This is a genomic window from Paenisporosarcina sp. TG20, assembly GCF_000286315.1.
In the GTDB taxonomy this organism is placed as follows: Bacteria; Bacillota; Bacilli; order Bacillales_A; family Planococcaceae; genus Paenisporosarcina.
Genome location: NZ_ALJG01000310.1, coordinates 1 through 19,916 on the forward strand (window position 1 = coordinate 1; position 19,916 = coordinate 19,916).

General features: G+C 36.9%; 18 protein-coding genes. 13 read left to right on the plus strand and 5 right to left on the minus strand.

Going from position 1 to position 19,916, the window contains the following annotated elements:
• Window positions 1–99 precede the first annotated feature (99 nt).
• Complete coding sequence (locus B371_RS0111645; protein WP_019414496.1) at window positions 100–915, plus strand: alpha/beta fold hydrolase; 816 nt, start codon at window positions 100–102, stop codon at window positions 913–915.
• Between the two features lie 114 nt (window positions 916–1,029).
• On the opposite strand, the gene B371_RS0111650 is transcribed toward B371_RS0111645, so the two are convergent.
• A complete protein-coding gene (locus B371_RS0111650; RefSeq protein ID WP_019414497.1) occupies window positions 1,030–1,545 on the minus strand; it encodes an antibiotic biosynthesis monooxygenase in 516 nt (171 codons plus the stop codon).
• A gap of 213 nt (window positions 1,546–1,758) precedes the next feature.
• Here B371_RS0111650 and hemE point away from each other — a divergent pair, with 213 nt between their 5' ends.
• The 5 genes from hemE (at window position 1,759) to B371_RS0111675 (ending at window position 6,218) form a co-directional block, all read left to right on the plus strand.
• Window positions 1,759–2,808, plus strand: a complete 1,050-nt coding sequence (gene hemE / locus B371_RS0111655) for a uroporphyrinogen decarboxylase (protein ID WP_019414498.1) — start codon at window positions 1,759–1,761, stop codon at window positions 2,806–2,808.
• Between the two features lie 73 nt (window positions 2,809–2,881).
• Complete coding sequence (gene hemH / locus B371_RS0111660) at window positions 2,882–3,826, plus strand: ferrochelatase (protein ID WP_019414499.1); 945 nt, start codon at window positions 2,882–2,884, stop codon at window positions 3,824–3,826.
• A gap of 20 nt (window positions 3,827–3,846) precedes the next feature.
• Window positions 3,847–5,259: a protoporphyrinogen oxidase gene (gene hemY, locus B371_RS0111665; protein ID WP_019414500.1), complete on the plus strand. Its 1,413-nt coding sequence runs from the start codon at window positions 3,847–3,849 to the stop codon at window positions 5,257–5,259.
• A 109-nt stretch (window positions 5,260–5,368) separates the two neighbouring features.
• The gene (locus B371_RS0111670; RefSeq protein WP_019414501.1) at window positions 5,369–5,557 is read left to right on the plus strand and encodes a hypothetical protein; all 189 of its coding nucleotides are present in this window, start codon (window positions 5,369–5,371) and stop codon (window positions 5,555–5,557) included.
• 82 nt (window positions 5,558–5,639) lie between these two features.
• Window positions 5,640–6,218: a hypothetical protein gene (locus B371_RS0111675; protein ID WP_019414502.1), complete on the plus strand. Its 579-nt coding sequence runs from the start codon at window positions 5,640–5,642 to the stop codon at window positions 6,216–6,218.
• Between the two features lie 362 nt (window positions 6,219–6,580).
• Here B371_RS0111675 and yhfH read toward each other — a convergent pair whose 3' ends face one another.
• Window positions 6,581–6,706 carry a protein YhfH gene (gene yhfH, locus B371_RS22940; RefSeq protein ID WP_019414503.1) on the minus strand — a complete coding sequence of 42 codons (126 nt, stop codon included), beginning with the start codon at window positions 6,704–6,706 and terminating at the stop codon, window positions 6,581–6,583.
• Window positions 6,707–6,844: 138 nt separating this feature from the next.
• On the opposite strand from yhfH, the gene B371_RS0111685 reads away from it, so the two are divergent.
• The 6 genes from B371_RS0111685 to B371_RS0111710 all read left to right on the plus strand — a co-directional run bounded on the left by B371_RS0111685 (window position 6,845) and on the right by B371_RS0111710 (window position 13,947).
• Window positions 6,845–7,837, plus strand: a complete 993-nt coding sequence (locus B371_RS0111685) for a lipoate--protein ligase (RefSeq protein ID WP_019414504.1) — start codon at window positions 6,845–6,847, stop codon at window positions 7,835–7,837.
• A gap of 74 nt (window positions 7,838–7,911) precedes the next feature.
• Window positions 7,912–8,619, plus strand: coding sequence for a response regulator transcription factor (locus B371_RS0111690; protein WP_019414505.1), 708 nt, complete (start codon window positions 7,912–7,914; stop codon window positions 8,617–8,619).
• A complete protein-coding gene (locus B371_RS21730; RefSeq protein ID WP_019414506.1) occupies window positions 8,616–9,713 on the plus strand; it encodes a HAMP domain-containing sensor histidine kinase in 1,098 nt (365 codons plus the stop codon). Before B371_RS0111690 ends, B371_RS21730 begins: the two co-directional genes overlap by 4 nt.
• Window positions 9,631–10,404: an ABC transporter ATP-binding protein gene (locus B371_RS0111700; RefSeq protein WP_026023040.1), complete on the plus strand. Its 774-nt coding sequence runs from the start codon at window positions 9,631–9,633 to the stop codon at window positions 10,402–10,404. The genes B371_RS21730 and B371_RS0111700 overlap by 83 nt, the downstream gene beginning before the upstream one ends.
• Complete coding sequence (locus B371_RS0111705) at window positions 10,376–12,310, plus strand: FtsX-like permease family protein (protein WP_019414508.1); 1,935 nt, start codon at window positions 10,376–10,378, stop codon at window positions 12,308–12,310. Before B371_RS0111700 ends, B371_RS0111705 begins: the two co-directional genes overlap by 29 nt.
• A gap of 83 nt (window positions 12,311–12,393) precedes the next feature.
• The gene (locus B371_RS0111710) at window positions 12,394–13,947 is read left to right on the plus strand and encodes a fatty acid--CoA ligase family protein (protein ID WP_019414509.1); all 1,554 of its coding nucleotides are present in this window, start codon (window positions 12,394–12,396) and stop codon (window positions 13,945–13,947) included.
• Between the two features lie 950 nt (window positions 13,948–14,897).
• Here B371_RS0111710 and nadA read toward each other — a convergent pair.
• Genes nadA through nadB form a run of 3 tightly spaced genes read right to left on the minus strand, consistent with a single transcriptional unit; the run spans window position 14,898 to window position 18,378 of the window.
• Window positions 14,898–15,992, minus strand: coding sequence for a quinolinate synthase NadA (gene nadA / locus B371_RS0111715; protein WP_019414510.1), 1,095 nt, complete (start codon window positions 15,990–15,992; stop codon window positions 14,898–14,900).
• Window positions 15,989–16,843, minus strand: a complete 855-nt coding sequence (gene nadC / locus B371_RS0111720) for a carboxylating nicotinate-nucleotide diphosphorylase (protein ID WP_019414511.1) — start codon at window positions 16,841–16,843, stop codon at window positions 15,989–15,991. Before nadC ends, nadA begins: the two co-directional genes overlap by 4 nt.
• Window positions 16,840–18,378: an L-aspartate oxidase gene (nadB, locus tag B371_RS0111725; RefSeq protein WP_019414512.1), complete on the minus strand. Its 1,539-nt coding sequence runs from the start codon at window positions 18,376–18,378 to the stop codon at window positions 16,840–16,842. Before nadB ends, nadC begins: the two co-directional genes overlap by 4 nt.
• A 113-nt stretch (window positions 18,379–18,491) precedes the next feature.
• Here nadB and B371_RS0111730 point away from each other — a divergent pair, with 113 nt between their 5' ends.
• Complete coding sequence (locus B371_RS0111730) at window positions 18,492–19,628, plus strand: IscS subfamily cysteine desulfurase (protein ID WP_019414513.1); 1,137 nt, start codon at window positions 18,492–18,494, stop codon at window positions 19,626–19,628.
• Window positions 19,629–19,916: the final 288 nt, after the last annotated feature.

The window sequence follows — 19,916 nt, forward strand, 5'->3', positions numbered from 1 at the left end:
ATTATGAAATTGACTCAACTATTAAACTTAAGGAATACTTTGAGCTTTTAACCTGAATTTAATCAGAAGTAATTGAAAATTGAGAGGGGCAACAAGTTAGTGCATGAAGAACGAGTAAATGTTGGAAAGTATGAAATGAATGTACGTTTCTTTAATGAGTCAAATTGCGATGAAGTTGTCGTATTGATTCATGGAATACCTACAAACTCTCACTTATGGGACAATGTTATTCCTTATCTTAAAAAAGGCTATGCTGTTCTAGCGGTAGATCAGATTGGTTACGGTAAATCAGATCGAGCTCCATATTATGATTTACCTCTTCCAAAACAAGCCGATTATATTCTTCGGGTGTTAGACCATTTCGATATTCAATGTGCACACTTTATCGGTCATGATCTTGGCGGTGGTATTGTTCAAATTCTTGCAATCAGCCGGCCTGAGAGAGTGAAAAGTATAATAGTCATAGATGGGGTATGTTTTTCAAATTGGCCTCTTCCTAAAGTAGTATCTATTCGGTATCCAACAGCAAATGAATTTAAGCCATCCCCTTTATTTATTGAACGGATGCTGAGGGAGGGTGTCTATCATCCTACCATGTTGACTCCGAATTTAATTAAAAAGTTTACAGCTCCATTTAACACCTTAACTGGACCCGAAGAGCTTACTCAAGCATCGCTCGCTTTAGATCATCATCAAACAGAAGACCTTGTACCTTACTTATGTAATATTAAGTGCCCTGCTACTTTACTGTGGGGGCAGCATGACCGATATCTTGTACCATACTGGGGGTTGCTCCTACATCAGGCCGTTCCTCATTCGGTGTTTAAAATTATTCCAGATGCTAGTCATTACTCCATGATTGATCAACCGAGTATAGTCTCAAAAGAGTTTTTGGAACATTTGGCACGTGCTTGATAATTCATCCAAATGTCGATAATAAAGTCATTTCGATTGTATTTAATTACACTGGGCTATAGGGTCTTAGAAAAGTAAAAGAGCTTAATCGCAAAAGGATTAAGCTCTAATTCTTTATTCTTCTTCATCTTTTACCGATGTATAGGTGGTTACATATGATGCACTAGAGAATATATTTGGTCTTTTATCGATGCCGTCATCTGTACCGCGTTTTTCGTGTGCCTTATTGTATGCTTGAGATGTTTGCCATGCTTCAAACGAACTAGGACCTGTCCACTCCGTCAAGATGATATAAGTATCAGACTCAACTGGACGTAAAACGCGAATTGCCACAAAACCTGGTTCATTTTCAATCGCACGTGCGCGATTATTAAAACGATGCTCAAAAATTGGCCGACCTTCATCGGTTACCGGAATGTTGTTTAAAACGAAATACCCTTCATTACTTAGTTCACCAGAAGAGTCAACGACTTCGTATTTATGAGGTGTTTGAAAAACAGTCTTACCAGTTGTTTCATGAAGAAGAACCGTGTTCCCTTGTCCATGTAGAACAAACATCTCTTCCCCCGCATGCTTTTTTTTTAAAGAATACATAAATTCAGATGTGCCTGATGTTAAATAAATATTCATATTTTATCCCTCCATATTCTTTACATATAGTATAATCTTCCCCAGACTAAAATACTTGAAACAAACCTTTGTCAAAAGAATGTCTTTTAAACTAGACAATTCTATGACAATTGAACCTGAAAACTATACAATAGTGCAGAGAAAGTCTATATTTAGAACGAATATAAAGAGGATGTCCACAAATACATAAAGTTGAAAGGTAGGAAAAGATTCATGAGAAAGATTAACGATATATATTTACGTGCTGCAAAAGGTGAGAAGGTGGAACACACACCAGTATGGTACATGCGTCAAGCAGGCCGTTCACAACCAGAATACCGTAAAATCAAAGAAAAATATTCATTAGAAGAAATCACACATCAACCAGAACTTTGTGCGTATGTAACGCGTTTACCTGTTGAAAATTATAATGTTGATGCTGCAATTCTATACAAAGATATTGTAACACCACTACCAGGAATCGGTGTGGATGTGAAAATTAAAGCGGGTGTAGGTCCCGTTATTTCAAATCCAATTCGCACGGTTCAAGATGTAGAGAAACTTGGAGAACTTTCTCCACAAGATCATATCCCGTTCGTACTTGAAACCATAAAGATTTTAACAAAAGAACAATTGAATGTACCACTAATTGGGTTTTCAGGAGCTCCATTTACACTTGCAAGCTACATGATTGAAGGAGGTCCTTCAAAGAATTATAATAAAACAAAAGCATTTATGGTATCTGAACCTCAAGCATGGTTTGCTTTAATGGACAAGCTTGCGGATATGATCATTGTTTACACAAAAGCACAAGTTGATGCTGGTGCAAAAGCTATCCAAATTTTCGATTCATGGGTTGGAGCATTAAATATTGAAGATTACCGAATCTTTATTAAACCAGTAATGACTCGTATCTTTTCGGCTATTAAAGAACTTGACGTTCCTGTCACGACGTTTGGTGTTGGTGCAAGTCACTTAGCAAAAGAATGGCATGATCTACCAGTAGATGTAGTAGGTTTAGATTGGCGTTTATCGATAAAAGATGCTCGTGCAATGGGCTTAACGAAAACGCTTCAAGGTAACTTAGATCCATCATTATTATTAGCAGATTGGTCAGTAATTGAAGAACGTGCGAAAGATATTGTCGATCAAGGTATTGCACATCCTAGCCACATCTTTAATTTAGGTCACGGTGTGTTCCCTGAAGTAAATCCAGATATATTAAAACGTTTGACAAGTTTTGTCCATGAATATAGTAAACAACAAATAAAAGCACGCTCATAAGCCATGTTTGTTCGCTTGAGAGAAGTTGCACGTGACAAATGAAGGTAATTAACTAATTGATGAGGTGATGAGGTTGTCTAAGAAAACTATGGGACTGCTTGTCATGGCTTATGGAACGCCATACAAGGAAGAAGATATAGAACGATATTATACACATATTCGTCGTGGGCGTCCGCCAGCTCCAGAAGCACTAGAGGAATTAAAAGGACGCTATCGTGCAATTGGTGGGATATCCCCGTTAGCTAAAATTACAGAAGATCAAGCAAAAGCTCTGTGTGATTGTTTGAATGAAGTACAAGAAGCTATTGAATTTAAATTATATATAGGTCTAAAGCATATCGAACCGTTTGTAGAAGACGCTGTAGAGCAGATGCATAAAGATGGTATTAGTGAAGCGGTTTCGATAGTTTTAGCACCTCACTTTTCTACGTTCTCGATTAAATCGTATAACGGGCGTGCAAAAGAGATGGCTGAGAAATTAGGCGGACTTCATATTACTTCAGTAGAAAGCTGGTACAATGAGCCGAAGTTTATTCAGTATTGGACTGAAAAAGTTTCCGAGACGTTTAATGCGATGTCGAGTGAAGAGCGCGCAAAAGCATGTTTAATTGTTTCAGCGCACTCATTACCGGAAAAAATAATCGCGAATGGCGATCCATATTCAGATCAATTAAAAGAAACAGCAGATTTAATTGCACAAGCAGCGGGTGTCGAAAACTATGAAGTAGGGTGGCAAAGTGCTGGACAAACACCAGAACCTTGGATTGGCCCGGATGTTCAAGACTTAACTCGTGAATTACACGAACAAAAAGGCTACACAACGTTCGTCTACACACCAGTTGGATTTGTAACGGATCATTTAGAAGTGTTATTTGACAATGATTACGAATGTAAAGTGGTGACTGATGAAATCGGTGCTAATTACTACCGTCCTGAAATGCCAAATACGCAACCTTTATTTATTAATGCCATGTCTGATGCTGTAGTTAAACATTTAACTACAAAGCAAGCAAACTGAAACCGAAAGTGATGATAACTGTGGTTCAAGAAAAACGAAAAGTAGCGGTAGTAGGTGGCGGAATAACAGGATTAGCAGCTGCTTATTACATGCAAAAAGAAGCGAAAGAAAAAGGATATGCACTTGAAGTCGTATTAATTGAAGCATCCCATCGTTTAGGTGGGAAAATTCAAACTGTACGAAAGAATGGGTTCATTATTGAACGTGGTCCAGATTCATTCTTAGCGCGTAAAAAAAGTTTTGGCATATTAGCTGATGATCTTGGTATTAGTGACCAACTTGTCAGCAATGCAACTGGTCAAGCGTACGTTCTGGTTAATGATGAGTTGCATCCAATACCAGGTGGATCAGTAATGGGTATTCCAACACAAATTGCACCTTTCGTTACTTCTGGATTATTTTCTTGGAGTGGGAAATTTCGCGCAGCTGGAGATTTTTTCTTGTCTAAATCTACGATAAATGGTGATCAATCACTTGGCCAATTCTTCCGGCGACGTTTTGGTGGGGAAGTTGTAGAAAATTTAATAGAGCCATTATTATCAGGTATTTATGCTGGTGATATTGATAAATTAAGTTTGAAAGCAACATTTCCACAGTTTTATGAAATTGAACAAAAACACAGAAGTTTAATCTTAGGTATGAAAAAGACGACACCAAAAGTTCCGGTTAGAAAGCCTAAAGAAGCACTCTTTCGTACATTTAAAAATGGACTAGAAACGATTGTTGACGCTATTGAAACACAATTGGAACCTGGTAGTGTTATCAAAGGTGTTCGTGTGGACCGACTTGAAAAGGTAGGAGACCAAGTGAATCTTTATTTAAATAATGGGTCAGAAATGTTACTGGATGGAGTGATATTAACAACCCCTCATCCAACATTAGTGCAATTATTTGAAGAACATGACTTGTTGACTGGTCTTCAAGATATGCCAGCAACATCTGTAGCAACTGTTGCGATGGCCTTTCCAGAAAAAGCCGTTTCGCAAGACAAAGAAGGCACAGGTTTTGTCGTGTCACGTAACAGTGACTATTCAATCACGGCATGTACTTGGACACACCGTAAATGGCCGACGACGACTCCTGAAGGTCACGTATTACTTAGGGGGTACGTTGGTCGTGCTGGAGATGAATCGGTTGTTGATTTATCTGATAGTGAAATAGAGAAAGTAGTATTAGCAGACCTACGTAAAACGACTAAGATTGAAGGTGACCCACTCTTCACTGTTGTCACTCGTTGGAAAGAGGCAATGCCTCAATATATCGTAGGTCATAAAGAACGCATAGCAAAAGCAAAACAAGAAGTTCACGAAACATTTCCAATGGTTAAACTAGCTGGCAGTTCTTTAGAAGGACTGGGTTTGCCAGATTGTATTGACCAGGGCAAAGCAGCCGTTACTGAAATATTGGAAGACTTCTATCCAAAGAATCAATAATTAAATAACCAAAATTCCAAGTTGATTAAACAGACTTGGAATTTTTTCTTTTTCATTTAAATAATGGTGTATAGTTGATATATATCAAATGAATAGGGGATGATGAATCATGTATGCTATATTAAAATTTTTAATCTTCATCATCTTAATATATGTATTTGATTTTCTATTAAAGATAATCATCTTTAATCCTTTGGGTGCAGATGACATCATGAGCTTTTTCTTTCGCTCTATTATTGCAACCGTCCTAGCTATTATTAGTTCGTATTATATTTTAAGAATGATAGATGACTTATAATAATGTAAATAAGTATCTGCTACGCCTAAATCCTATCATAAATGTTAATATATCATATTCTCGCAGGAGGCGAAGAGTTCATATGGAACTAAGTCAGACACTTGACCTTACCACAATTATTATTAGTATAATTCTTCTAATGGTCACTTTTGGTACGGTTATCTTTGCTAAACGTAATTTACAAGCTATTGATTCTCCAAGGTTAGTAGTTACTAACGTGAAAGATAGATTGACTAGAGAGACCGGAGAAGAACAGCACTTTATTAAAGCAAGTGTGAAAAATTTCGGGAATGGAATAGCACTTAGAACCTATCTAATTGTAATTACTAAGAACAAGAAGCACTTCTTATCAAAACCCTTGGTTACCCTGGAGAGAGATGATTGCGGTGAGTTAGAGGTTGATATTGGGTTTAAAAACGAAGTTAAAAAAGCCTTTATTATTACACATGACTTTTTTGATGGATATTACAAAGTAGATGTAGATACTAAGTTTGACAATTCTCATTTGTATTCAATGGTTAGACCAGTGAAAAGAATATCTAGTTATGGGCTAACTAAGAAACGTATCAATCGATGGATGAAGAAAGCTAAGAAACAATCCCGATTTAGTAGAAAGAAACCAAAAAAAAGAAATAGAGAGTTTAAAAGCCCGATTTGGTGATAAGATGTTTGTTCCAAAAGATAAGGATTAGTGATACCCTTTCCCGTAATACCTAACGAGAGGTTGTGAGGGGAGGGAATATCAATAGTTAAAAAACAAAATATAAGAACAGCAAGTATATCAAAAATAGCAAGCCGTTGAAATATGACTATAAGAAGTCCAGAACCATATTGATGGTTTAGTTTCACAAGGTTTCATTAAACACATAGGTAAGGATAAATATGATTTTTCTCATCGTTGAAAAGTGTCAGTTGTGGATAAAAGGTGGATCTGTCCATTAGGGTTAAGATTCTTCAAAGGATTTTTAAAAAACAATATAAGCAACAAAAAAACCGTTCAGGAGACCTGAACGGTTTTTGTTTTTATAAGTGGTTACATTTGTCACATGTATTTCCGTAACATTCATGTTGCTCTTCAATTTTTTCACCACATTGTGTGCATTTTTTAGCGGGCAGATTTTTAAAGAATTCGATTACATTTTCAACCATTTGATTTTCCTCCTTTCTCATCTGTACTAGTACTGTTATTGTATGAGTTATTGTATTATAACAGCAGGGCTTTTGTCAATACAAAAGATAATAATTCCTATATACTTTAGGGAGAACATTTTAAAGGGGCGATACAGTATGCATTTCATTGATAACAAAGGAATTACAGACCCTCGCATTAATTTAGCGATTGAAGAATATGCATTACAAACAATGGACGTTGATAAAGATTCATTTTTCCTGTTCTATATTAATGAACCTTCCATTATTATTGGTAAAAATCAAAACACGATAGAGGAAATTGATACTGATTTTGTCGACATTAATGGTATTCACGTAGTGCGTCGTTTGTCTGGTGGAGGCGCAGTGTATCACGATCTGGGAAATTTGAATTTTAGCTTCCTAACAAAAGATGATGGAGATAGTTTTCGGAACTTTAAAAAGTTTACTCAACCGATTGTCGATGCACTAAAAGAAATGGGTGTTGATGCAGAACTATCTGGTAGAAATGATATTTTAGCTGAAGGTCGTAAAATTTCTGGTAATGCACAATTCACTACAAAAGGTAGAATGTTTAGCCATGGGACACTAATGTTTAATACAGAAATTGATGCAGTAGTTTCTGCATTAAAAGTGCGTAAAGATAAGATCGAGTCAAAGGGTATTAAATCCATTCGTAGTCGTGTGGCAAACATTACAGAGTTTTTGGACAAACAAACATCAATAGAAGAGTTTCGCTTAAAACTACTTCATTCGATTTTTGGTGGTGAAGAACAAGTAAAATTATTTGAACTCACTGAAGATGACTGGACAAGCATCAGAGCTCTATCAAAAGAACGTTATGGAAACTGGGATTGGAACTACGGGAAGTCTCCAGCATTCAACTTATCCCATTCTGAAAGATTCCCTGCTGGTGGAATAGAAATACGCTTGCAAGTGAAAAATAGCATTATCGAAGATGCTCACATTTATGGTGATTTTTTTGGAATAGGTGACATTGCTGACATTGAAAAGCGTTTAATAGGTGCGACATATGATAAATCAGCTATTGCTGAGGCACTTGGTACCATTGACCTAACAAGTTATTTAGGTGGAATTACTAAAGAACAATTTATTCAATTAATTTATTAAGATTCCCTTTAAAGTCTAACTTCGGTTAGGCTTTTTTGGTATCATTAGGGAAAAGAGTAAAGGGGGAGGCAAAGATGTCAACACATCGTATTTATATCGTAGAAGATGATAGGAAAATAGCCTCGCTACTTGCCGATACCTTACGTAAGTATCATTATGAAGTAAAAACGGTACAAGACTTCGACCTTATATTAGAAGAGTTTGAAACGTTTGATCCACATCTAATTTTACTTGATATTAATTTACCTTCTTATGATGGTTATTATTGGTGCCGTCAGTTCCGCATGAAAACTAATTGTCCAATTGTTTTTATATCAGCACGTTCAGGGGAAATGGATCAAGTGTTTGCGCTTGAGAATGGGGGGGATGATTTTATAACGAAACCATTTCACTATGAAATCGTCCTAGCTAAAATTAGAAGTCACTTACGAAGAACATACGGTGAGTATGCCATTAAACAAGAAGAACGGACCATTAAAATAGGCAAGCTGTGCTTATATTTAGAACGAATGGAATTACATAGTAGTACCATTGAAATTCCGCTACAGAAGCGTGAATGTACGATATTGGAACTATTAATGAGTAAGGTACCAAAAGTGGTAACTCGTGAGCAATTGCTAGAAGAACTTTGGGACGACCAAGCATTTGTGGATGAAAATACCTTGAACGTCAACATGACACGCGTAAGAAAGAAGCTACAAGATTACTCAATTACATCAACGATTGAAACAGTCCGAGGGGCAGGCTATCGTTTTGTTTTAAGCGCGGAGGAGTCGTCATGAGCTTCCGCTTATTTGCTAAAGAACATGCAGCATATCTAATCTTCCAACTGACAATGGTACTTTTTATTATGTCTATCTATTGGTTAGAGGGTTTTAGAAATGTCAATACTGCTATATATTCCATTGTTATAAGTATGTTATTAATTTTATCATTTTTATTTGCTCGTTATGTAAAACGATTTGCGTTCTACCAAAAAATTTTAACAAATCCCAAAGAGATGGAAGCGGCATTGCAACAAGATGCAAAATCACCGGAACAACAGCAAGTGGAAGATTATCTTAAGGCATTATATCGTTTACATCAAAATGAAGCACAAGCATTGTACGCCAATCAGCGTCGTCACTTACAATTTATGAATCAATGGGTACATCAAATGAAAACACCATTAGCCGTATCAGAATTACTTCTTCAAGAAGAAGGTGAGGTAGATAAGAAAAGCATGCAGGAAGAGATTGATCGATTGAAAAGAGGACTTGATTCCGTTTTGATGAACGCTCGACTTGATACATTTGAGCAAGATATGCAAATTGAACAAGTTCGTTTAAAAACTTTGGTATCAGAAGTGGTATCAGAAAATAAGCGCTTATTTATTACACATCAAGTGTATCCTGTTATTTCTATTAATGAACAGATTATTGTCCCAACTGACGCAAAGTGGATGAAGTTTGTCATCGGACAATTTATTACGAATGCAGTTAAATACACTTTTGATCATGGAAAAAAACTACATATTCATACAATCTGTCAACAAGAAAAAGGCAATGTATTATTATCTTTTCAAGATGAAGGAATAGGTATTCCAACAGCTGATATTCCTAGACTCACTAAGGCTTTTTTTACAGGTGAGAATGGGAGGAAGACTGGGGAAAGCACTGGCATGGGGCTATATTTAGCCAATGAAATCTGTGTGAAACTAGGTCATGAATTAAGCATAATATCTGAGCTAGGTAAAGGTACTACAGTATCAGTATTATTTCATAACCAAGATGAAGAGGGCGGTGTACCTGAAGATGAAATTATTGAAATTGGACGAAGTGACGAAAGTGTACGAGGGGAAAGTAACTCATCGCGCGATAAATCAATTGAGTTTTGAAATAGAAAAAGGTGAGTTTGTTGCAGTGATGGGACCCTCTGGAAGCGGTAAAACAACACTCCTCAATTTGGTTTCGACTATTGACTCCGCTACTTCTGGTACCATCACGATTGATGGATTACGTCCTGAGGAAATGACTAAAGACGAGCTGGCTCTTTTTCGACGGAGACAGCTCGGATTCGTCTTTCAAGACTTTAATTTACTGCAAATGTTGACAGTAGAAGAAAATTTGGTTCTCCCCTTAACGCTAGATGGACATCCCATTGAAGAAATGAAAAGACGCATAAAAGATTTGGCTAAGAAGTTAGACTTAGAACAAATTCTAGATAAGAGACCGAATGAAATTTCAGGAGGACAAGCGCAACGTACGGCTATTGGACGTGCACTTATACATCAACCTTCATTTATTTTAGCAGACGAACCAACCGGTAATTTAGATTCGAAGACATCGCGGGATGTGCTAGAGCTCCTAGGAAGAGTAAATCAAGAACAAAAAACAACTATTCTGATGGTTACTCACGATCCAATTGCTGCAAGTTACTGCGATCGTGTTGTTTTCATTAAAGATGGCGAATTTTTTAATGAAATTTATAGTGATGATCGAAGACAAACCTTCTTCCAACGTATCTTGAATGTTTTGTCTTTACTTGGGGGCAATGTCCATGACCTTTCGACAATTCGCTTATCGTAATGTAGTAAGAAATCGACGAATTTATGCAGCGTTTTTCATGGCGAGTATGTTTTCGGTCATGGTATTTTTTATGTATTCTATGTTGTTGTTTCACCCTAAAATTGAAGATGAATTTTTAAGAGAATTTGCAGTATCTGGGATGATAGTGGCCGAAATAATTTTATATATTTTCACATTGTTTTTCTTGTTTTATTCGATGAGTGCTTTTTTGCAAGCCAGATCAAAAGAATTTGGCTTGCTTCTTCAACTTGGTATGGAAAAAAAACAACTAAACAGATTGATTTTCTTAGAAACAATGTTAATTGGAGCTGTATCCGTTGCAACGGGTATATTTTTTGGCTATGCCTTTTCTAAGTTCTTCTTTATGATTGTACGCGAATTACTCCAATTAGATAGCTTGCCATTGTATGTATCGCTTAAACCATTTGCGTTAACTATTGGTGCATTCTTTAGTTTATTCATCATTATTGCGATGACAAGCGTCGTGTTTATTCGAGAACAAAAAATTATTGGACTTATTCGAGGCTATTGGAAAACAAACGAGTTGCAAAGTTATTCAACCTTAAAGGCTTATTTAGGAATTGGCATGTTGTTATTTGCATACGGGGCAGCAGCATTTACTTCGATGAATGTTGTTTTAGCACTCGCAATTGTTTTACCACCAGTAGCACTGATAGGGACTTATTTTTTCTTCACACATAGTGTATTGTTTTTGCTAAATCAGATAAAAAGACGTAAGTCACTTTATTGGCATCGTTATAGATTGATAGCAATTTCTGAAGTAGCAGTAAAACTCCGAGAAAATGCACGAATGTATTTTATAGTAACGATTGTTTCGACCGTTGCATTTTTATCAGTAGGAACGTTAACTTCTTTATCTTCTTATACTGGCCAATTTCGAGAATTGAATCCACTATCGTTAATCTACTCGAGTGAAATGACCAATCCATTTGAATCAGAGCATATGGCTTTATTACGAAACGAATTAGAAGAGCAAGGGGTATCTTATACTCTAGTTCCTTTTTTAATTAAGAAACAAACGTCCTCATTTTCACAAAACTCAGTTGATATTTTAAGAGAATCAGATGTCAATAGCTTGGCTGTAGCACTCGGTTTGCCCCTCCTAAACTTGGAGGCTGGAGAAGGAAGGTTCATACCATACTCAGAGGAATCCATTAATAGTTTGACTAATCGTCAGATTCAAACCGTACTGGAAGAAAGCAATGTACCTATTCATATTCGAAGTGTGTATCCAAGGATGTTGTTTCCATCAATGGTAATCGGTTCTAACATAATTGTCGTCAGTGATGAGGATTATCGATTAATTGATGAACCTATTTCAGGAGAACCAATAAATTCTTCTTATAAATTTTTTGCGTTCCATGTAGAGGACTGGGAACGAACAAAATCAATCGGATTAGCAATTGATTCACAAGTATCGGATGCTATCTATAAAGGAGGATTTACAAATCTTCCGTTTTACTTTGAAAACCCGGGATTTAAATACTCGATTATACGGGGTACGTTTTCTTTGTTATTATTTACAGGATTAATGGTTGCAGCCGTTTTACTACTTGCAGCGGGGAGTTTTGTTTATTTCAAGCTGTATACTGGGCTGGAGAGAGATAAACGTCAATTTGAAGTACTAAAACGTATGGGATTAACAGACAAGGAGTTAATAAAAATTGTCAATCGTCAACTTGTCCCACAGTTCTTTTTGCCATGGGGTATTGCTATGTTGCATAGTGCATTCTCATTTTTATCTCTACAGGTTATTTGGCGTAATTTAGCTGCGGTATCCATTCTAAGTGAGATGATTTTAGTATTAGTTGTATTTACTTGTATTCAAATTGCTTATTATTTTCTAATTCGTTGGCGCTATATTGCTCATGTTCGGTCGTCTTGAAAATTTTCTCTATTGTTTTAATTAAAAGATTCTTGTACAATGAATGAGTATTCATTCAATTCTTAGTTAGGGGAGATATATATATGAACTTAGTAACTCGTGTTCGTGAAACTGCTATAGCACAACCAACTAAAACTGCTTATCATTTTATGGGAAGCGATACTTCTTATGCAGAATTTGATCAATCAATTGCACGATTCGCTTCAGCTTTGCGTAAATTAGGCGTGGAAAAAGGGGATCACGTTGCATTCTTACTTGGCAATACTCCACATTTCTTAACGTCATTCTACGCAACATTACGTTTAGGGGCAACGGCGATTCCGATTAATCCCATTTATACACCAGATGAGATTTCTTTTATCATTCAAAACAGTGATGCTAAAGTAGTAATAGCACTTGATATGCTTTTACCACTTGTAGAAAAAGCATCTGGAGCATTTCCGTCAGTTCATACATATGTGATTTGTGAAACGTCACCAGATACTGCAGAAAAGTTAGTTGCTCTACCTGATGGTGTTCGTGAAAAAGTGAAGTCTTATACTCAATTAGTAATGTCAGCTTCACCTGACGTTTTACCTGTAGAAATAGCACCTGATGATAATGCAGTGATATTGTACACATCCGGAACCACAGGACGTCCTAAAGGCGCTATGTTAACTCATGAGAACATCTTCTCAAATGCACGTGATACAGCAGACTATTTAGGATATACGGAATCTGACAAGGTTATTGCAGCATTGCCTGTATTCCATGTATTTGCATTAACAGTTGTTGTAAACGCTCCACTTTTAAAAGGAGCAACGATTTTACTTGTTCCACGTTTTAGTCCGCAAGATGTATTTGACATAGCGAGAAATCAACAAGCCACTATTTTTGCAGGGGTTCCAACGATGTACAATTTCCTACATCAATTCCCACAAGCAAATATTGAAGATTTCTCAACGATTCGTTTAGCAATTTCAGGTGGATCATCATTACCGGTTGCATTGCTTCATAATTTTGAAAACAAATTTAAAGTGCGTATTTCTGAAGGGTATGGCTTATCAGAAGCATCACCAGTGACATGTTTTAACCCTTTAGACCGTGACCGTAAGCCAGGATCTATTGGTACGTCTATAGTAAACGTCGAAAATCGAGTAGTAAACGAATTGGGTGTTGATGTAGAGGTAGGAGAAGTAGGAGAATTAATCGTACGTGGACCGAACGTCATGAAAGGTTACTACAAAATGCCAGAAGAAACAGCACATGCAATTCGAAATAATTGGTTATATACAGGAGATTTAGCAAAAGTTGACGATGAAGGTTACTTCTATATTGTGGATCGTAAGAAAGATTTAGTCATCGTTGGTGGCTACAATGTGTATCCACGTGAAGTAGAAGAAGTATTGTTTGCACATCCAGAGATATTAGAGGCAGCTGTAATTGGATTGCCTGATATAGACTTTGGAGAAGCAGTTCATGCATATGTAGTGGTAAAAGATGAAAGTCTTAACCAGGAAGCATTACATGAATACTGTGGCAAACATCTTGCTAAATATAAAATTCCGCGCAGTTTCGAATTTTTAAAAGAATTGCCGAAAAATACTACAGGCAAAATTTTACGACGTTCACTAAAAGATCTTGCACTTAATAAATAAGTAAATAAAAGTGAGGCCTTCCGAGTTGTGGAAGGCCTCACTTTTATTACAAGAAAGAAGTACAATTTTAATGTATCATAAACCCGCGTTCACGGTGTTTTTAGTATTTAGAGACTAACATTCTAAAGCGGAATTTCTTTGTTGACACTCTAGCTAAATGGGGTTATGTCAACCTATTATATATACACGATTTAATCCGATTCAGCGATTGTGTTGATGTTATAGTGATTACTTTTGATAGTTGAAAAAAGTGATACAATAGTAAATAATACCATAATTATTAACGAGTACTTAGTGAATTCCATATCAGGACTAAAAGTAAAAAAAGAAGGGGTCAGGATAATTTGAATACCATTATTACAATTCCTATTATTTTCTTGATAATTATTTTCTTAGCTATGGCCAAAACTGTAAAAGATAACTCAAAAAGATAGTTAATCTATTTATAATGAAAACCCACTTGATTTATGTTAGCACTTACTTACTACCACCGTATTTAATTTTAAAGAGGGATGTGGTTTTAAATGATGTTATTTAATATTATGGGCCTCGTATTAACAATCAATAAACACCAAATGCAAATCTAGTTGTATTTGAAGAATATGACCACAATATTATCGAACCAAGCCTCGGAAAATTTGTTAACACGGTTAAGTTATTCTTTAAAACAATAAAATTTTAACTTCAACTTTCATGAAAATCTAATTCCGTTCTCACTCATTGGTTGAAGGAGCGCGTTGGACGCAAACCCACCGCAAGAATGCCTGTAAGAAAGGGGTGAGCGAGTAAAACTTCGCTCACCCCTTTTATTCTTGAAGTTATGGTGCAGTAGGTTTGCAGTCCGAAGCGACCTGGAAACCGAAGTAGATACTATATTGAATATCCATTTAAACTGATACTTAAATTATTTGTCTTAAAGGACCGGGCGTACTTTGCCAAATTATTCTCATTTACATCATTTTCTCAAGTGCCATCTTTGCATATTTTGCAGTTTGTGCATCTACTACAATCTGATTTATGACGCGCCCTTCTACTAGTTCTTCTAACGCCCATGTTAAGTGGGGCAAGTCAATTCGATTCATAGTTAGACAAGGACACATGAATGGATTTAAAGATATGATGTCTCGATCAGGATAGCTTGCAATTAAGCGGTTAACTAAGTTCATTTCTGTACCAATTGCCCACTTAGAACCGATTTCTGATGCTTCTATTTTATCAATAATGTATTTAGTTGACCCAGCAAAGTCAGAAGCGTTAACCACTTCATATGTGCATTCAGGATGCACTAAAATGTTGCGGTCTGGTTCTTTTTCTCGGAGAGTTTCCACATGTTTGGGTAAGAAATTCATGTGAACAGAGCAATGGCCTTTCCATAGTATTACTTGGACGTCTTGTAAGTCGCAAAGGAGTTCAAGTTTTTGTTTAATTGGGTCCCAAATTGCCATTCTTTCTAAAGGTATACCAAGCTTTACGGCTGTGTTTCTTCCTAAATGTTGGTCGGGTAAAAATAGCATCCGTTCTTTTTGTGTAAGTGCCCATTCAACCATTTCTTGTGCGTTTGAAGAAGTAACCGTTGCACCACCATTACGACCAACAAAAGCTTTAATTGCCGCAGTCGAATTAACATATGTTAATGGGACTATCGTGTCACCAAAACATCTCTGTAATTCATTCCAAGCTCGTTCTGTTTGATCAATGTTTGCCATATCTGCCATTGAACAACCTGCGCGTATATCAGGAAGAATTACTGCCTGTTTAGATGTGGTTAAAATATCTGCAGTTTCAGCCATGAAATGAACCCCACAAAAGATGATGTATTCGGCAGTTTGCTTTGCTGCAATTTGAGACAATTGCAAAGAGTCTCCTGCTACATCTGCATAAGTAATTACTTCATCTTTTTGATAGTGATGACCAAGTATATACAATCTGTCACCTAATATTTCTTTTGCGCGCTTCGCACGAATATGAAGCTCCTCTGTGGAACTGTTCAAATAGTCTATAGGTATAGCATCTGCTAGTTGTAATTCATCTAATAATGACGTCATAATAAAACTGCCTCCTTACTTGAACTGGATAAGTTCATGCTAATATCTAAGTTTGAAACACTATGTGTTAATGCTCCGATGGAAATCACATCAACACCTGTATGTCTGTATGCTTCTAGTTTATCAAGGTCTATTCCGCCTGAAGCTTCAGTGCGAATGGTGGATGGGACAAGTTTTGCCCAACGTGTCATCGTTTCAGGTGTTTGATTATCGAACATGATGACATGTGGCTGTGCTTGGATTGCTTCGTGTAACTGAGTTTCCGTCTCTACTTCTACTTCAATCATTACCATATGACCAAGGGATTTTCGTACTTTATCCACTGCATTTGAAATTGAACCTGCAGCCGCAATATGGTTATCCTTTAACATTACGGCGTCGTACAAACCAATACGATGGTTATATCCACCGCCTGCTCGAACGGCATACTTTTCAAACATGCGTAGCCCTGGTGTTGTTTTACGTGTATCCACAATGCGGGTATGTGAAGATCCAAGCGTTTCCACACATTTAGACGTTAATGTAGCAATAGCGCTCATGCGTTGTACTAAATTTAATAACACACGTTCTCCTGAAAGTAACGAAGCGATAGGGCCCTTTATGCGAACAATGGTTTCACCCGCTTCTACGAAGTCACCATCGTTTTTCAATATCTCCACTTCAACAGTATCGTCCAATAAGTGGTAACCCCATTTAAAACATTGTATACCCGCAACGACACCGCTCTCTTTAAAACGAACAACAGCCTCTCCTAAATCGGTCTCCTTAAATAAGACAGATGATATGTCACGATCTCCAATATCCTCAATTAAAAAGAGTTTTAATGCTTCTTCAACTTTTAAACGATTCATTTTATAGTCTCCTTATTCTCAATTTCACGAGTACTAATAGCCACCCCGTGGATGGATTGTTCAATTACTTTTCCTGTCCATTCATTAGAAGAAGTCGGATAATCTTGTCGATAATGACCACCCCGACTTTCAGTTCTAAGGGAAGCAGATTTGGCAATTAAACTACTGGAAGTGTATCGATGAATATGTTGTATTTCTTGATTGGTATAATCAGAAAGTCTTACAAAATGAATAGGAAAATCAGTAATGAAGTCAATTAACCCGCTTCCTTGACGAATAATTCCTACTTGTTCGGTCATACGAAGTTGCATGGTTGTTTGATTATTATAGATAACTTCCTTCTCAAACGGTATCTCATGATTCAAACCATTTCGGATAATGTTTTCTCTCAATCTATTAGCCAATCTTTCAGCGAAAACGAGACCTTCTAATAATGAATTACTCGCTAAACGATTGGCACCATGGACGCCGGTTGAAGCGATTTCACCAATAGCATACAATTGTGGTATGGACGTTTCTCCTACATCATTGGTTTGAACCCCTCCCATATGGAAATGAGCACCAGGGCGTACTGGCAACAACTCGTAAAGAGGGTTTATACCATAACTCAAACAGTTTGCGTATATCGATGGAAACTTTTGTTCAAAACGATGAATATGTCTTGCGTCCAAATACACAGGATCATTTTTTTGCCAGTGCCATTCAATAACTCGAGCTACAATATCACGGGGTGCTAGTTCTAATAGAGGGTGTACATCTTTCATCACACGAACTCCGTCTTGATTGACAAGAAAAGCTCCTTCCCCTCTTACTGCTTCAGAAATGAGACCACATGATTTCCCGTTTATTGAAAAAATGGTTGGATGAAACTGAACAAATTCTAAATCTTCTAAAATAGCTCCAGCATGATAAGCAAGCGATAAACCGTCACCAGATGCAACAGAGGAATTGGAGGTTTGACTAAAGAGTTGACCAATACCACCTGTCGCGAGTACAACATGTTTCGCATGAATATTGTGTCGATGGCCATGACCATCACTTACTAAGACCCCAGTGCAACGGCCTTCAGTTATGTTTAACTCTAAAACTGCATGAAAAGGGAGCCTGGTTACTTTATCTTGTGTTTGACTAAGCAAGTAGTGCAATAACATCTTTCCAGTTTGATCGCCGCCCGCATGTAAAATTCTTCGTTGAGTATGCGCGGCTTCTTGCCCCAAATTAGGAAAACCATTAGAATTGATGTCAAATGGAAGTCCTTTTGACATCAATTTCTCTACGATAGTCTTCCCTTCATGTACTAGAAGTTCGACGCGTTCTATGTGTGCATGATGAGCAGTTGCATGCATGGTATCAATGGCATGTATCGAAGGTGAATCATCTGGAGCTAAGGAAACTGCAATACCACCTTGAGCTAGTGCAGTATTACTAGTAAAAGGATCTTCTTTTGTGAGGACAGCAATAGACATAGAAGAGGGAAGAGAGTGTGCGAGCATCAACCCTGCAACTCCACCACCGATTATACAAATATCATACATTTTTCACACCAACTTTACGGGTAAGTTTACAGATGTCTTGACACTATTAATGACATAAAGATACAGTGATTACAAGTAGAAAATCTTTTTTGAAAGGAATTTGGTGATTATTTATGATTTACTTAGATACAGCCGCCACATCACCAATGAGAAAAGAAGCAATTAATGCCTATGTAGAAACGGCAAATAAAGCTTTTGGGAACACACAAAGTTTGCATGATGCTGGTTCCACTGCTGCTGAATATGTAACATCGAGCAAACAACTATGGGGACGTTTTTTAAATGGTCGTGCTGAGGGAGTTTACTTTACCGCAAATGCCACAGAAGGAAATCAATTAACGATTCGTTCCCTTTTAAGAGGAAGACCTTCAAAATTTAAAGATATAATAACAACAAAGTTAGAGCATGCCTCTGTACTTACAACAATGTTCGAATTAGAAAAAGAAGGGTATCGCATAAATTATATTCCGGTAGACGAATTTGGGGTTATAGATTTTGAAGAGTATAAAAAAGCCGTTAATAAAGAAACCGCTTTAGTCGTAATGCAGCTCGTGAATTCGGAAATGGGCGCAATTCAACCTGTTGAGTCCTGTGCGGATTATGCGAAGCAATTTGGTATACCAATTCATTGTGACATTGTTCAAGGATTCGGAAAAATCCCACTAGACTTAGCTACTCTAGGAGTAACGTCTGCCGTATGTTCAGCTCATAAAATTGGGGGGCCAAAGGGAGTGGGAGTCGTGTATATAGATCCTTCTGTGCACTGGGAATCAGTCTATGAAGGGACTACACATCAAAGTGGATTTCGAGCTGGAACAGTAGATGTTCCAGCAATTGTGGCAGCAACAATTGCTGCTAAATATGCATTAGCTGATCAACAGGATGCTTATCAACAAGCAAGCCGATTGCAAGAATTCCTGACTGCCCATTTACCTGAAGGTGTACAACTTGTAGGGAACCTATCAACAAAATCACCGTTTATTCAAGGTCTTATTCTCCCACATGTTGAAGGTCAATGGATGATGCTAGCGTGTAATCGTCAGCAAATCGCAATATCGACAGGAACTGCATGTAAAATAGGGTATGGAGAAGCAATGTCTGCGATGAGTGCTATTGGTTTTGAAAGTGATGTGGCAAGAAAATTTGTCCGAATATCTTTTAATCAATATACGACAATAAGTGAGGTAGAATCATTTATACAAGTTATAAATCAATCCTTGATTGATAATAACACGAGAGTCACCCAATAAGCAGGGTGACTCTCGTGTTATGTATATAACAACTTATCTAAGCTTTAATTAATAATTGAACTTACAGTGAATAAATAAAATGAAACTCTAACAACCTTTATTCATCATTTCTCTAATACTCTTAATATACATAACAATAACAAAAGGAAAAAAATACTTAACTGGCTTGTATATTCACTTTTAGATGGAATTTCAAATAACAAATTACATAAAAAGGAGAACGGACTTGTTTCAAGTCGGTTCTCCTTTTTGTTAATTGCTTAATGAGGTTGTTCAAAAAGTATCAAC